Origin of the sequence: Lewinella sp. 4G2, from assembly GCF_001625015.1 — a bacterium.
Taxonomy (GTDB): domain Bacteria; phylum Bacteroidota; class Bacteroidia; order Chitinophagales; family Saprospiraceae; genus Neolewinella.
In genome coordinates this window covers 2,841,714-2,854,759 of the sequence record NZ_LVWJ02000014.1, presented here as the reverse complement: position 1 = coordinate 2,854,759, position 13,046 = coordinate 2,841,714, and the positions used below count along the sequence as shown (strand labels likewise).

Below are 13,046 nucleotides of genomic sequence, written 5' to 3'. Positions count from 1 at the left end.
ATATAATTCGCTATACCATGCGGTACTTTGTTAATTTTTTTCTAGCCTTCGGGCTTCTCATTGGCCTGTCCTCATCCGCCGAAGGTCAGAATGAGTGGGGGTTAGAACTCGGCATCAATAAACCCACGGGCAACTTAGGGTACCGCTTCAATGCCAGCCCGAGCCTCCGCCTGACGCGATCCTTCGGAGATACGGATCAACTTTTCCAACGCCGCGGTTTTGTGGGCGTTGAATACTTCATTCCGCAAGAAGACACGGTCAATATTGGGTACTACGTTGGCAGGGATCCTCTAACCAATACTAATGACAATGACATATTTGTTGGTACGCGGGAGATCAACGAATTTGCTGGTTACGTGGTCATGGGTGGCCAAGCTTTGGTTCGGCCATGGCGTAAAAGCGTTTTCAGACCCTATGGGATCGTGGAGTTACAAGGTAAGATTGGCTACTTCGCAGAAAATGTCCTTAGCGCTGGGGCAGATGAAAGTTTAACGGGCGGTGATATGGGTGCTTCAGCCGGTATAGGCGGTGGTTTAGAATATTTGTCAGACGGGAAATACACCTTTTACGCCAACGTGGTACGCACCTATGGGTATACATACGGACTATCCACTTTTGCCTTCTGGAACACTGGCCTCGGTTTCACTTACCTATTTTAAGCCCCTTTCCCCATGAAATCCTTTTACACTACCCTATCCGTTCTTTTTGCCCTTCTTCTTATTTCCAGTTGCGGCTACTTTTCGGATGGCTACGCTCCACCCGTCCCAACCATTACTTCCGTTGAAAATACGGATGACGGCGTCTTACTCACGTATGATCCTGGCACGTCGGAAGAGGTGCAAATTATAACCGTTGAGTATCGCAAACCCACTCAGTCTTACTCCACCTTCCGACAAATTATTCTCCCCGCGACGGGAGAAAACCGTGTACTTTTCACTGGCCCTGATGACGGAGACAATTTCCTACGAATCATCGTAGCTACGGATGAGCTTTATGGCACCAGCGAAGAAATTGCCTTTAACCTCATCTCCCCTGTCTTCGAGCTGCCCTGTACGTTGGCTAATAACTCTATAAGAAGCAATTTTAGCCCCTTTGATTGCAACGGAAACGCTCCTTCAGTAACTGGGGCTCTCGATAGGAATGGCGAACTGTATGTCATTACTGCCAACTGTGATAGAAATTATATGACATTCGAATTCCCCCGAAAGCCAACCAATGGGATTTTCCAGACCACCGACGATGACTTTCTCCTGCGTGACGACCCACGTGGTAAATTTGTTACCGTTACCGTGGTAGGGACCAATTTCTTCAATACACGAGAATTTCAGGACGTCTACGTAAGCAGAGTAGAGGGCGGCACTGAAATAGCTTTCTGTTCGATACCCCTAGGTCAAAGGCCCAACACTTTTGAGCGCACGGTTAGGGGAAGGTTTATCTTGCCAGATTAGCGGCAGTACCCCAGAAATCCGGAGAGTAATGCTACGGACAGCCTATGTTTATAAACCCCTGGTGTCCTTTTTGCTTATTTGCAGCTTAGGGCGGGTAGAAGAAGCGTTACTTCCGGAGCCCTTAGACTAACTCAAGCCCTCTCCAATAAGGGAACTGGAAAGGATGAGTTTTGGCATCCATAAAGCAAGGAGACCAATTCAAAGCAGTCAATGCGGCTCTCGCCTAGATCCTAACTACCCCCCTACCGAACAACCACCCGTCCACTACCAGACCGCCCATCTCCAGTCCTTACCAGGTAATGATACAGCCCCGCCGGCAAGCCATTCGCCTTAGTATCGTAACTCAACGTTGGCCCGTTCCCTTGCATCGTTGCGACGCGTTGCCCGGCAGCATTGAATAATTGCAGGGACTGGATGGAGCTGCCCACCGGTAGATCGAAATTAATTCGCCCGTGGGTAGGGTTTGGGTATACGGATAGTTGGAGGACTGTGGCGGGTTGGGGGTCGGCGCTCGTAGAGATAGAACTTGCGCAAAATTCATCAAAAACTCTTTTCACCACTCCTGCTAATCGAACGATAGGTCCTTCGTCTGGGCACTCTCCATCATAGTTATTTCTGAACGTTGTAGTCACGGCAATCGTGAGAGAGTTTGAAGTACCCGGGGACATGATTACCGGACCGCTACTCATCACTACGCGAGGATCAATAGTAATATTCCCATCTGGTTGATTACAATTGCGCCACGGAACGCCATTGGCGTCCAGCCCTCCATCGTAGGCAAACCGAGTCGTATCCCCTTCCGTTTGAAAACCTAGCCCTCCCCTCGTGATCGGTTCACCTCCGGACCACTTTCCGGTGAGTAAGTTGTAATACTGGGTAGGATTACGCGCAGGTCCAGCACCTACTGGCGTTGTAGAGAAACCTTCATTACCGTACCCTGAAATACTGGACATACCTCGGTTCACAACTTCCGAAGAATCCGAATTATAAGCTTTTAGACCATCTAGGATTTGCACAATCGTCACTGGTCTGGTTGTGCCAGTAGTTGTAGAACCTATCTGAAAACATTGCTGCGTTTCGATTGCAGAATCATTGTAATAGTAAAACAGATTATTCTCAGGCACTGAATTAAAACGATCATTGCTCGGGCAGCCTAAGTCGAAATCCATCCACTGCCCAACGTGTAGATCAATTAAGTCTTCCTGGCCACGATTAATGAAGGTGTACTCATGAAATGTGGTAGTATTAAGAGGGCTTCCAGAAAAATTAGTGGCGTACACCAGCTGATGAATCTCCATTTCTAAACTAGCGGGTGAGTTACTATCTTGATTGGGTACCGCATCATGAAAGACGGACCAGCTGGCCAGATCCCCACAGAATAGAGGATAATCACCCCGCGTTGGGTCATAAATTCCGTCAAGATCCTCATCGTGGAAGGGTGCTAATCCATTGGGAGTATCCGGTAGATTATGGCCGTGAATACCAAAGAAGTATGGATTACCCTGGCCCGGCCAACCTAGAATATTATCTACGATCATTTCTGGAGCAAGAGGCTCGGGCAAATTAAGCCGATTCTGATATTCCAATATCTCCTCTCGGGTAATTTTGAATGGCAAAACCCAATCCTCACAGTTTTCAAATTCAGTTCCGTCTACGTTCAATGGTCCAGGTCGGTAGTCAAAATCAAAACTATTTCTACCGTACGTCTGGGCAGAAACTTTTAGGTTGCCACCGGGGTCTTTCGCCCCCAACCAAAGGCCGCCAGCGAACATGATCGCGAAGTTTCGACGACTGGAAGGGTCAGTTACAAAATAAGCTTCCTCCAATCCGGTGTACCACATATCACCACCAGTTGAATATAGAGCGCGAACGAAAGATGTTTCAAAGCTGGTAGTAAGTGGCGTAGCCCCACAACTTTGGCCAATTGCGCCAAAAGGTAAAAGGAGAGAGAGGCAAAAAGCGGAAACAAAAGACTGTAATCTGTTCATCATTAGTGAGGGTTTTAGGTAGGTGATAGTTGAGTTTTCCGCTGGCTTATGCATCTTATGGAGCATCGTGTTAAGCAATCGGCTGGCTTTGTCAAATTACGCTATTCAATACATATCCTCTAAATAAAAATAATATTTATTGCTACCCAACCCACTTCCCCTCATAAACAACCCCACCACTCTCTAAAACCGTCTCCAGCAACGCACCTGCGTCAGCGCCCCGGTGGAGTAAGGCGGCCTGACTGGCCTTGAGAAAACGCTGGTCTACGGCGTGTTCGAGGAAGCGGACAAGGTGGTCGTAGTAGCCCTTCACGTCGTACAGGCCGCACTGTTTATCGTGGACGCCCAGCTGCGTCCAGGTGAGTACCTCGATGATCTCTTCGAGCGTCCCTACCCCGCCGGGCATGGCGATGAAACCGTCGGCGGCCTCGGCCATGGCGAGTTTGCGTTCGTGCATGGTTTCGGTGACGATGAGTTCCGTCAGACCATCGTGGCCGACTTCCATATCGACGAGGAATTGGGGGATCACACCCAGCACTTCCCCACCCTGCCGTAGCACTTCGTCGGCGACTTCGCCCATAAGGCCGACGGAGCCGGCGCCGTACACCAACCGGTAGCCCCGCTCGGCGATGGCCCGCCCCATCTCGTGAGCGGCGGCGACGTAGGCGGGGTCACTTCCGGAAGAGGAACCACAAAAGATGGCGATGGATTTGCGTTGGGACATACGGTGTAGATTTGCCGTAAAGATGAACGCCCCGCCCAATATGTCCCTCCCCGACCCGCAAAATTTCCTCACCCAACTGTTCGCTGCCCTCGAAAAAGTACCCGGACAATTCGACGGATTCGAGCTCGACCACCTCTGTTATCGCGTCGGTGATTGGGAGGAATACGTTGCGTTACGCGACGCATTGCTATTAGAGAATGAGTTGCTGACGGAGAGTCAAATCGGCGGCCGACCGATTGCCGTCTTTCGGCTTTCGGATCCCATTACCTTTCGCGGGCGCTCAATCGAGGTCCTGGAATTGCCCGCCCCCAAACCAGGTAGCGCCTACCCTTCCGGGTACGAGCACGTGGAGTTTGTAATCGATACTCCCCTCGCTGATTTCGAATGGCGTCTGACCGATCACCTTGGGTTTCCTGCTACGTACATCGACCGGAAAGGGCTCAATAAATCCATCAATCCCGACCTTCGGTTACGCCTCCCCGACGGCCTCAGTGTTAAGTTCCACGAACAGTCGCTGGCCGACGTCATCGCTTTTGAACGAGGACAGCAGAGTGGCGAGGCGTAACTTTACCCTACCAATAACCCACCCCATGCACCGTCGAAATTTTCTAAAAACCAGCCTCGCTACCGCCGCCCTGGCCACCTCCGGCCTGGAGTTGTTCGCCAATACCTTTCGTCCGGAACTGGCGGGTGATTACCAACTTATCCGCGGGAACGTTGGCTACTACACCAATCGTGGGGGCACCATCGGCCTCTACCTACCGGGCGGCCAACCCGAAGGCGGCGTGGTGGTGGACACCCAGTTCCCGGATCAGGCTACGGCCCTCCTCGAAACCCTCCGCGAGCAGGGGCGGCTCACGCAGTTTTCGCTCCTCGCCAATACCCATCACCACGGTGACCATACCGGCGGAAACGGCGTGATCGCACCCCTCGCCACCCAGTACGTGGCCCACGAACGCGCCAAACAGAATCTAATCGAGAACCTCGCTAAAAAGGACGAAAAAGCCGAGCTGCCGCTTCCCAAAACGACCTTCGGCGAAAGCTGGTCCACCAACCTGCCCGACGGTAAGGAGACCGTTTCCTTGCGCCACTTCGGGGCAGCCCACACTGGGGGGGATGCGGTCGTCCACTTTGAGAATGCCAACGTGGCTCACCTGGGCGACCTGCTGTTTAACCGCCGCTTCCCCTACATCGATCCGGGCGCCGGCGGCGATATTCTGAACTGGCCGGTGGTCATGAAAAAGATCCGTACGCATTACGATCGCAACACCATCTACATCTTCGGCCACGCAGCGGATGGCTACCCCGTTTTCGGAACGGCTTCCGACATCAAGGCCTTCGAAAACTACCTGAAGAAATTACGGAACTACGTACGCAAAGAGATCAAAAAAGGTACCTCACTCGAAGACCTAAAGGCCAAAACGGAAACCATCCCCGGCGCTCGGGAATGGAAGTTTGGGGAGCGGTTACGGGGTGTCAACTTGGAGGTAACCTACGGTGCCTTGATGGCGGAAAAAAGTTAGATCGAATAGCTCTGGCATTAAAGTGACGGCAACGTCCTGTTGACGCCGCCCTGTCACGCCAAAACAGAACACCCGGCGGCTGGCCGCGCTTTCAATAGCATGGCAACTCACGCAATTTACTGGCTCAAACGCGACTTCCGCCTGGCGGATAATCCTGCACTTACCGCGGCCATTTCTGGCTACGACACGGTCACTCCCCTCTTCATTCTTGAACCCTCCGCGTTGGTGGCGGCCGAAACGAGTGTCTTCCACGTCCACGCCCAGTGCGACGCGTTTAACGGCTTAACCCGGCACCTGCGTGAGCGCCAAAATGGTGAAGCGCAGTTGGGTTTTAGCCATCGGGAAGTTATTGAAACGCTCGATCTACTCTACGCAGCCAAGCCGTTTACGGCCCTCGTCAGCCACTTCGAAACGGGCAATAATCGGACCTATGATCGCGATAAGGCCGTCAGTAAATGGTGCCAAGAAAGGGGCGTCACTTGGGAGGAACACCAGCAAACGGGCGTCTTACGCGGCCCCGTAGATCGGGATAAGCGGCATAAGGACTGGGAGCAATTCTACCGTGGTGAACTGCTCCCAATTCCAGATCTTCAAAACGTGAAAATTCTGGATGAGTACAAATTATTACTTGCCCTTCCGGCGCCCGTCAAGACGCAAAAATTAACTCAGACCTTACCAGTTGATAAATGGATGCCCAAAGTTGAACTGTTTGGGGATGCGCACGACGGGCCACTCGTACCCGAGCACTTCAATTTTGCGCTGTCGCAGGTGCAACGTCAGTACGTGCAACCGGTATCGGAACAGAGCGCGGAGACCACCCTCCGAAGTTTTCACCGGGAGCGAGCGCTGGACTACTCTAAGGGGATGTCCAGCCCCAATACCGCCTTCTACCGCTGTAGCCGACTGAGTGTCCATCTGGCCTGGGGAACGATCTCCGGGCGGACCGTCTACCAACGGACGCAGACTTACTACGAATCCCTAAAGGACAGCGACTTGGAGAATGCGGGGACGTGGCGCAAAAACCTCCGCTCCTTCCTCAGCCGCCTGCACTGGCGCGACCACTTCAGCCAGCGCCTGGAAACGGAGGTGGAGATGGAGCACCGGCCACTCAACCCCAATTTCTGGGACCTCCAACTAGAGAACAGCGACGAACTTTTCCAAGCCTGGATCACCGGCCGCACCGGTTTCGTGATGGTCGATGCCTGCATCCGCTGCATGGCCGTGACGGGCTACATCAATTTCCGAATGCGCGCCATGCTGACGAGCACCGCCGCCCACATGCTCCACCTGGACTTCCGGAGGATCGACAAACCAATGGCCCAGCTCTACACGGATTACGAACCCGGTATCCACCTCGCCCAACTGCAAATGCAGGCTGGCATGGTAGGGATTAATACCCTCCGCACGTACAGCCCCGAAAAGCAATTTACCGACCACGACCCCGACGCCGAATTTGTGCACCGGTGGATCCCCGAACTCCGTGATTACACGGCCAAAGAAATTGCCAAACGCGACCTAACGGTTGGCTTAGGGGAGTACCCGCCGGCAGTGGTCGACCGCACCGAACGTGTAAAGGCTTACCGCAAAATCATTGGTGACCTCAAATTTCAGCCCGGCGGACGCGAGATCACCGAAAAGGTATTCGCCAAACACGGAAGCCGCAAGGGGCCACGTAAACCCCGCAAAAAGAAGGTGGCCAAGGCTACCGCAACAAGCTAACCGCTCCGCTGAATACCCGCTCGGATCCATCAAAGAAAACAACCTCCGCCTGCCAGACAAATGTGGCGGGATTGAGGGGTCGGCGGTCAGGACCATTGCCATCCCATCCCGCCCCAAGGTCGTTAGGCGCCACATCCGTAGCTGAAAACACCTGCGAGCCCCAACGGTCAAAGACGCGCAAGCTGGAGATCGTAGCTACGTCGGACGTTCCTTGCAAAGTGAACCGGTCGTTGACACCATCCCCGTTCGGGGAGAAGGCCGTAGGAGCGTACAACTTGAGCTGACGATCCACGATGATGCGGACGGAGTCCGATGCGGGGCAGCCCCGGGTATCGAGTAGGGTAACGAGCAAATCGACGCTCTCCGTTCCGCGAAAGCGAATGGTTTCGTCGGTGAGTTCCGCGTCAAGGATTAGGGGCGAGAGCGAAATGGCGATTACGGAATCCAGATTGTTGAACAGGTTGAGGAATACCTCGTCACCAAAGACCGCGTAAACGTCTGGTCCAACGTCTAAGGCGGTACTATCTGGCGTACCGATTGTGATGGTAGTATCCCGTCCACAGCCATTTTCGTCGCGAACCATCAGCGTATAGGTTCCGGCGGATAAGTCGAGAGCGGGGGCTTCGAGATTGCGGCCTTCACCTACGAGCGTGTAGGTGAGCGTGCCGGTTCCGCCATTCCCGTCAACGATAAGGGCACCGTCTTCCTGGCCGAAGCAGCTTACGGAGTCCGGGGTAGCACTAAACTCGATGGGTAGCGGTGGGACAAAAAGGATAGAATCCTGACCGATGCAACCCGCTTCGTTCTCAACGGTCACCACGTAATTATTCTCCTCCGTTACGGTGATGGAATCCGTCAACTCATTCGTTGGCATCCAGCTAGCCATTTCACCGGGAGTTGTTTCGATGCCGAACCTTGCCGGCGTGCCGGGACAAACCAGTTCGCTAAAGCCAATACTTGGGTTGGGTTTTACTACCCGGACCACCAGGACGCTGTCAGTCACTGCACAGGCCAAGTCGTTGGTGGCGGTAATGCGGTAGCTACCTGGCTCGGTCACCGAGAGTTGGTCTTCGTTGATCGCTTGCCCCTCCCATTGTAGCGTAGAGTTGGCATCCACCGATGCGGTGACGGTTACCGGATCGTCTCCACACTGTACGACGTCATCACTAGCATCAATCGCTAATTCTGGGAGGATGGCCCGGCCTGGCACTTCTACTTCGGCGGTTAGCGTACAGATATCGGTGAGGACTTCGAGGGTGAAGGTGCGGTCTTCGGTCGCTGGCGGAACGCTAACTTGGTTGCCTACCCCGACGGGCGCCCCTTCCGCGTCGAGCCACGTAAATACGCCGTCCAGTGTATCCGCAAGTAAAATGACCGCGGGGGAACAATCATACGCGAACCGCACCTGATCGGCTAGGTTGCGCACTTCTACCTGGAAGTCGGAGGTAATGCCGCAGTTGTCTTCCACCACGAAGCAGTAGGTGCCTACGCCTTCGGTATCTACCATGGCAATGTCTCCCGCCACTAATGACTGAGTACTGATGATCGAGGAAGTATTTGCACAATCTATCCGCCGCAGAGAGTAGGGCCCATTACCATTTTGGGGCTGTATTTGCAGAGGTGATGCACCTCCGTCCTCGCAGATGTAGTTGCCACTGACGGCCAGGCTGACGGGCTCGTAGGCGGGAATCGTCACCGTAGCCGTATCGATGCCACATTCAATTTGGCCGAACCCTAGCCCAACCACCACTTCGTACTCGCCGGGGGCCAGGTTGGTAATACTTCCCCCAAAATACCGGCGGCCATTGACGAATAGGTAATCCCCCTCGTTGCCCCGGATCAGACTGCGAAAGCCTAAATCGGCAAAGTATTCGCGCCATTCCCGGCTCGTTCGCAGCAGCGCGTCGACGTCTATTTCCGTAGCGCCGGGGCAAGTAGAGACGACGTCAATGTTGTTGATCCGATCTTCCACGAGGTCCGGCAGCGTAAACAGCTTTTCCCCACAGCGACTCAGAGAAACCAGCCGGTAATCTCCCGGAGGCAGTAACAGCGGAACGTTGAAGTTGGGGCAGGCACTCTGGTCGAAGTCATTCAAGTAAAACTGAAGCGATGGATCATCAAGGCTTACCAGTTCGTACGGCCCCTCTGATTGCTCCACTTCTACTCCGTAGCGTACGCCGCAGCTTCCATTGGTTTGAGCTGCGTACGTAGGGTCCAAAATGATGGTTGGATCAATTGGAAGGTCTACTCCTAATGTTACGTCACTGCTTGTGGTTAAACAGGCTCCGGTTACTTCCACGGTGTAATCACCGTCACTCAAATTTGTGAACCGCCCCGTCGTATTACTTGCCTCAACGATACTACCGGTGGCGTCCCTGAGTTGATAAACAAAGGATGGATCCTGGATGGGCGAACGGCTGATGGAGCCGTTCTCACAGGTAAAAAGTTGGATAACATTCGCGATGAGGGAGTCGCAGGCAGGGACGACTTCCAGCAAAATGGAATCGGTACAACGTTGCCGATCGCCGCAACCATCCTCAAAACTGATCACGTAGTTACCGACATCCGTACCCGCCATAAAAGTGAGGATCTGCCCGTCTTCAGTCTGGCTGAGCGAGGGGCTACCCGGGCAACTCTCACAGGTGATCTCGATGGGGTATTTATTATCCCCCGCGCAAGTCCTTCCTGCAAGGATAGAAAGCTCATTCGCGTTACAGGCGTCCAACGCTTCCGGTGTGATGATGCGTAGCGGTGTAGTATTTACGGCGCCCGGTATCTCCTCTCCACAACCGTCGGTGGCCGTTACCATCAGTGAGGTTGCTCCCGCCGGTATGCCGCTTATTCTGGTAGAGTTAGAGGTAATTGTCTGCCCCGCCGCCTCCACGGTAAAGGTATAGGGCTGTACACCGGGTGGGTCCACAAATACCGTAGCGGTGCCCTCCTCGTAGTTGACGCAGTTCAATCCAACGCGGCTTTCCAGCGTAATGTCTTCAACTCTTTCGGCATTAGGGCAGGCGCCCCGAATTGAAACGGATGCCGAACAACCTACCTCCTCGTAGGGAAACCTTCCAGTGGCGCTTGTAAAGCTGCCCAGGGTACTCGTGAGGACGTAAGTGAACGGCCCTACCCCACCCTGAAAGGTCACGCGGATGCTATCCGCCTCTTGGTCAATGCCGATCCGGCTGACAGCCGTAGTTCTGCCGTCTAGAGTAAACCGGCGGGAGTTACCGCAATCGTCAATTACGGTACCATCGATGCGCGCATCGCCAATCTCACCAATTGTAAGTGACGCGGAAAGCATGGTATCAACTTCGTTAGCACCATCATTAGTGTAGGAAACGTTGTAGGGCGGCAAACCACCTTCGATCGATACGACCGCATCACAGCCCGAGAATTCCGTGGCTACCGAAAGCAACTCATTCGCACTGCCTACCACAACCGTAGCGGTCGCAGTCATGCTGGATACTCTATCAGTTACACTTAGCAGGTAGGTACACGGGGGAAGTGAAGTAAAGAAGGCCTCGTCCAAGGATTGAAAATCAGGTCCGCAATCACCCGTCAGATCGTACTGAAAGGAACCACTCCCACCGGTCACGGTGATGTCCACCCGGCCGTTGGCGCTACAAGTGGCATCCGTAACCTCCGTCGTAATGCTAAACCCCTGAGCCTGAAGGCCAATGGAGAAAAATACAGCCAACACACAGAAAACAAACCGCATACGATGATTTTAGCTGGCAGGAATCCGCCAGCGTGATTAGACTCGTTTGAAGTAGTTGACTATTTGGAAAGACAGCAGTGGTATAACGCGTGCAAAACTACGAAACGCGACCAGAAATTATGTAGGGCCACCGTATTCTGAAACTGGTGTCCGCGCGCCGGCCATAGAAAAAGCGAGCACCGGGATTGACCCCCCGATGCCCGCATCAAAGCTAAAAAGGTGTGAAAAAATCTTACAGAACTCTCGTATGATGATAAGTCTTGAACGATAGCCCGGCAACCAAATGGCGTACAAACACCTTGGTTCACGAACTACGTTTGCGGTAGGTTAATACCGGAGTGGCGTTAGTCCACGTTGTCCTGGAAGTACCGGTTGCCACCACGTAGCGGCATGGTTTCGTCTTCGCCAATGCTCCAGCGGCTCATTTCGGTGGCGTCAGAAACGGTCACGTCGTCCAACTGTACGTTACGGCGGAGGTAAGCAGGCTGCTTTTCCATTTCAACGACTACGTTGGGGTTGCTCAGCTTGGGTAGTTCCGTCCGGTTGCGGAGCGCAGCGCGGCGTTCCTCGTCGCGAGCTTCCATTTCCCGTCGTTGGGCTTCACGGCGCGCTTCTTCCTCGTCGCGCAGAAAGCTGCTGGTGAAGCTACGTTCTTCGTTACGGGAGCGGGGGCGCAGACGTGCCTTTGCTTCGTCCAGGTTCTCAAATTCGAAAGTAGTCGTCTTAGTATCACGGGTGTAGCCGACGGGGTCAGCTTCATTAGTGATGTCCTCTAACGTTACCCGAGTTTGTGCTGGCTCTTCGGTTGCAGCATCGTCCAGGTGCACCACTTTGCGCTCAGTTCCGCTGGCGGAGCTGAGGGTCTTGCGACCACCAAAACCGGTAGCAATTACGGTCACGCTCAAGCTATCACCGAGGCTTTCGTCGAAACAGTTACCCCAGATAAGGTCCGTTCCGTAGCCAGCTTCTTCCTGGACGAATTCAGTGATCTCAAAGATCTCATCCATCGTCACTTCCCGCTTACCGGAGGTAATGTTCAACAGGATGTGCTCAGCACCACGGATGTCGTTATCCTCGAGCAGTGGGCTGTGTAGGGCTTGGTCCACTGCTTGGCGGGCGCGGTCGTCGCCTTCCGCCATTGCAGTGCCCATGATGGCTACTCCACTGTCGCGCATTACCGTGTTGACGTCTTCGAAGTCAACGTTTACGTAACCGGGAACGGTGATGATCTCGGCGATACCTTTCGCGGCGGTCGTCAGGATGTTATCCGCCTTTGAGAAGGCATCCTTCAGACTCAGGTTGCCGTGGATTTGGCGTAGTTTGTCGTTGCTGACGACAATCAGCGTGTCGACGTTATCCTTCAATTCTTTCAGTCCTTCCATTCCGTTGGTCGCGCGGCGGCGGCCTTCAAAGGTGAAGGGGAGGGTTACGATACCCACCGTCAGGATGCCCATTTCACGGGCGGTCTTGGCGATGATGGGCGCCGCGCCGGTACCGGTACCACCACCCATTCCGGCGGTGACGAAGAGCATCCGGCAATTGTTATTCAGGTATTTCTTTACCTCTTCAATGCTCTCTTCGCAGGCGGCCTTGCCAACGTTGGGCTTGGAGCCGGCTCCGCGTCCTTCGGTCAGGTTTGGGCCGAGGTGCATGAGGGTGGGCACCGGGCTCTGTTCGAGGGCCTGGTGGTCGGTATTACAGATGGCGAAATCGACGCCAATGATACCTTGTTCGTACATGTGGTTCACGGCGTTAGAGCCACCGCCACCTACACCGATTACTTTGATGATGGGCGCTTCGCCCTGAGGGAAATCGATAGTCATAATTCAGGTTTTGTGCCCGCGGGCTCGGTCCTCACCGTTTTCACACCTTTTTTGAAACTGGCTAGAGAGTATTACTGCGGGCTTGGGTGAAATGGTCAATTCT

9 protein-coding genes are annotated in these 13,046 nt (G+C 53.8%); 5 read left to right on the top strand and 4 right to left on the bottom strand.

What is annotated here, in order from left to right; genetic code table 11:
- Window positions 1–17: 17 nt before the first annotated feature.
- Together A3850_RS11930 and A3850_RS11925 are read left to right on the top strand one after the other, a co-directional pair.
- On the top strand, window positions 18–659 hold the full coding sequence (locus A3850_RS11930) for a hypothetical protein (protein ID WP_068216781.1): 642 nt from the start codon (window positions 18–20) through the stop codon (window positions 657–659).
- 12 nt (window positions 660–671) lie between these two features.
- A complete protein-coding gene (locus tag A3850_RS11925; RefSeq protein ID WP_068216779.1) occupies window positions 672–1,448 on the top strand; it encodes a hypothetical protein in 777 nt (258 codons plus the stop codon).
- Window positions 1,449–1,690: 242 nt separating this feature from the next.
- On the opposite strand, the gene A3850_RS11920 is transcribed toward A3850_RS11925, so the two are convergent.
- Together A3850_RS11920 and A3850_RS11915 are read right to left on the bottom strand one after the other, a co-directional pair.
- Window positions 1,691–3,439, bottom strand: a complete 1,749-nt coding sequence (locus tag A3850_RS11920) for a T9SS type A sorting domain-containing protein (RefSeq protein ID WP_197494043.1) — start codon at window positions 3,437–3,439, stop codon at window positions 1,691–1,693.
- Window positions 3,440–3,578: 139 nt separating this feature from the next.
- The gene (locus A3850_RS11915; RefSeq protein ID WP_068216775.1) at window positions 3,579–4,160 is read right to left on the bottom strand and encodes a TIGR00730 family Rossman fold protein; all 582 of its coding nucleotides are present in this window, start codon (window positions 4,158–4,160) and stop codon (window positions 3,579–3,581) included.
- Between the two features lie 22 nt (window positions 4,161–4,182).
- Here A3850_RS11915 and A3850_RS11910 point away from each other — a divergent pair, with 22 nt between their 5' ends.
- The 3 genes from A3850_RS11910 to A3850_RS11900 all read left to right on the top strand — a co-directional run bounded on the left by A3850_RS11910 (window position 4,183) and on the right by A3850_RS11900 (window position 7,402).
- Window positions 4,183–4,725 (top strand): VOC family protein, encoded by a 543-nt coding sequence (locus A3850_RS11910; protein WP_068216773.1) that lies wholly within the window; start codon window positions 4,183–4,185, stop codon window positions 4,723–4,725.
- A gap of 25 nt (window positions 4,726–4,750) precedes the next feature.
- Window positions 4,751–5,683, top strand: coding sequence for an MBL fold metallo-hydrolase (locus A3850_RS11905; RefSeq protein WP_068216770.1), 933 nt, complete (start codon window positions 4,751–4,753; stop codon window positions 5,681–5,683).
- Between the two features lie 99 nt (window positions 5,684–5,782).
- A complete protein-coding gene (locus tag A3850_RS11900; protein WP_068216769.1) occupies window positions 5,783–7,402 on the top strand; it encodes a cryptochrome/deoxyribodipyrimidine photo-lyase family protein in 1,620 nt (539 codons plus the stop codon).
- Here the strand turns inward: A3850_RS11900 and A3850_RS11895 are convergent.
- Window positions 7,386–11,120, bottom strand: a complete 3,735-nt coding sequence (locus tag A3850_RS11895) for a gliding motility-associated C-terminal domain-containing protein (RefSeq protein ID WP_082921776.1) — start codon at window positions 11,118–11,120, stop codon at window positions 7,386–7,388. The genes A3850_RS11900 and A3850_RS11895 overlap by 17 nt on opposite strands.
- 344 nt (window positions 11,121–11,464) lie before the next feature.
- Complete coding sequence (gene ftsZ / locus A3850_RS11890; RefSeq protein ID WP_068216765.1) at window positions 11,465–12,943, bottom strand: cell division protein FtsZ; 1,479 nt, start codon at window positions 12,941–12,943, stop codon at window positions 11,465–11,467.
- Between the last annotated feature and the right edge of the window lie 103 nt (window positions 12,944–13,046).